Origin of the sequence: Agathobaculum sp. LCP25S3_E8 (assembly GCF_052117165.1) — a bacterium.
In the GTDB taxonomy this organism is placed as follows: Bacteria; Bacillota; Clostridia; order Oscillospirales; family Butyricicoccaceae; genus Agathobaculum.
Genome location: NZ_JBQKJR010000124.1, coordinates 1 through 2,337 on the forward strand (window position 1 = coordinate 1; position 2,337 = coordinate 2,337).

At 55.4% G+C, this 2,337-nt stretch carries 3 protein-coding genes; all 3 read right to left on the minus strand.

What is annotated here, in order from left to right:
- Positions 1-198: 198 nt before the first annotated feature.
- On the minus strand, positions 199-840 hold the full coding sequence (locus ACTQ34_RS17760) for a hypothetical protein (protein WP_441364929.1): 642 nt from the start codon (positions 838-840) through the stop codon (positions 199-201).
- A 32-nt stretch (positions 841-872) separates the two neighbouring features.
- On the minus strand, positions 873-2,003 hold the full coding sequence (locus tag ACTQ34_RS17765; RefSeq protein WP_441364930.1) for a hypothetical protein: 1,131 nt from the start codon (positions 2,001-2,003) through the stop codon (positions 873-875).
- A partial coding sequence (locus ACTQ34_RS17770) for an RNA polymerase sigma factor (RefSeq protein WP_441364931.1) occupies positions 2,000-2,337 on the minus strand: 338 nt, incomplete at its 5' end. The genes ACTQ34_RS17770 and ACTQ34_RS17765, both read right to left, overlap by 4 nt.

Here is a 2,337-nt window from a genome sequence, read left to right on the forward strand (position 1 = left end):
GTTCGCCTACTCCGTGCTGTCAGCCTTGTCCGCCACGGTCTCATAGTCACACGGTTGACGTGCCAGCCAGCGGCCAGACACCATGGCTTCATACTCAGAAGCCGGACACAGCGTCATCGTTTTCAGGCCGTCTTTTTCGCAGGTATACAGGGCACCGGGAACGTCATCGTTGATGTATCCCGCCTCGCAGTATACGACCTAGTCAGCATCATCGTACTGTTCGTAGTCATACCACAGACGGCCATCGGAACTGACGAATTGACGGACAGTCTTATTCTGCCAGTTGTTCTCCCCGTCCCAGGTCTCGGAGACGCAGGTCACCGCGCTGTGTTCCTTCATAATCATGGGGATGCTGTTGCTGTTTCGAAGGTCTGTGATCTCCGGATCATCCTGCCCACTAATGGGCATAACGGAAGCGTTGGAGACGTCGGCTACTTTTCCATCCTTGCAGGTAACATTCAGCGCCCGGATTTCCTCCAGCGCATCATCCCTGGCATAGGTGAAAGACACAACTGTCTCGCCGTCTCCCAGCGCCCGGAAGCTGGCAACAAAGGTGCCGTCATTGTCCTCCTGCGTGAGCAGTTCCAACAGGGTGGTGTCGTCGATGGTAAAGTCCCAAATGAATCCTTCCTTTTCGGCGGGAAGGCGGACGGTCAGAATGCCTGCTTCCTGATCAATTTCATACCAGGTGTCGGATGTTTGTTCTTCCAAGGAGCTTCCTTCAGCTTTTCCTTCACTGGTGTTCTGTCGGCCGCACCCGGCCAGCATCCCTATCACGCAGGCGAGAGACAGGATCAGGGCAAGTATCTTTTTTGCGTTGTATTTTTCTTTCTGAATCATATCATATTACCTCAATTCTATATGTCGATCCATCAGGGAATCCAATAGCGGATGATCTGCACCACCTGCTCCTGCCGGACAGTGATGACCGTGTTGTAGCAGTTGAAGGGCGTTTCGCTGGCCTGAATAGCCGCAGGGACGTCCTCGTACTCATAAACCAGGCCATCAGGTTCATGTTCCAGGTCGGCGTGATCTTCAAAGGTGCAGTCGGTAGATAGGGGCAGGGTGATCGTTCCCAGATCATAGTAGATCGGCTGGTCATTCATTGTGTTGGTACGATACAGGCCGTCGTCCTCAATCAGTTCCACGCCGCCGTTTTCGATGCCGCCGTTGATGATGACGGTACCGTTATCCCGCTGGATACTCTCAACGGTCACAGGCTTCCGACAGACCTGGATCTGGTCGCCTTCTTTCAAACTCTGAATGTCTTCCAGTTCATAGCGGTCATAGTCATAAATCTTTGCGGTCAGGGAATATCCGCCCCCGGTTTTGACAAGGTCTGCCGCCGTGAAGTCCACGGAGTAGCCGCCATCGGCAAAGGCGTCCTCCGCACTGTCCATTGGATACAGCGGCATAACGTACCCCAGCTTTTCTACAATGGTTTGGGCGGTGTCCAGCAGCACTTGGGCATCGCTGCCACCGGCAACACACCACTGCGTCTCGGCCTCCGGAGCATACCAGCCCACCCAGGCCGCATCCTCGGACTTGCGCAGCTGCACGGAAACATCTTCGCCGCTCCAGTCCAGGCTCTCTGTCCAGTCAGCAAAAATGCCGGAGATGTCCTGGGGCTGCTCTGCCTTTAAGGCACGGCAGTAGTATGACTGTCCGCCCTGTTCAAAATTGACTTCGGCCATTTGCTTGTCGCTTTCCCCTGTGTCGATCAGGTAGTAAGAGGTGCCAGAGGCACTTTCCGGCAGGGGGATGGAGTACCCCAGCCGCTGAAACTCAGCTGCGCTGGATTCGTGCATGGGGTTTGTGATCATGGTGGGCTGGTCAGTGCCTCGGTGGGTCATGGTGACGGCAGTTACAGCCACGGCAAGACAGGCGGCAATCGCCCCGGCGCTGTATAGCCAGGAACGCTTCTTTTTCATAGGCTGCTGCGCTTCCTCCAGCAGGTCATCATCCACGGCGTTCATCCATTTCTGAAAACGAGTTTCGTTCATAGTGTAATCCTTTCCTGTTCCAGTTCCGCGCGCAGACGTTCCCTTGTGCGGAACAGCGATGTTTTAACCTTTCCTTCGCTGGCATGGCATTCTTCCGCAATCTCCCGGATGCTCTCTCCATACCAGTAGCGGCGCAAAAAGAACACGCGGGCCTCAGCGCTCTGACGGCGCAGGAAGCCGTTCAGCACCCGGCGCAGCTCTGATGCATCCAGTTCTGTGTCCGGATCACCCTGTCCGGCAACGATCCAGGGTTCCAATTCCTCAAAAGCGTCGGTGAGGGCGGTGCTGCGCTGGGCGGCAGTATTGTAATTATAGCGGTCCAATGCCAGATTCC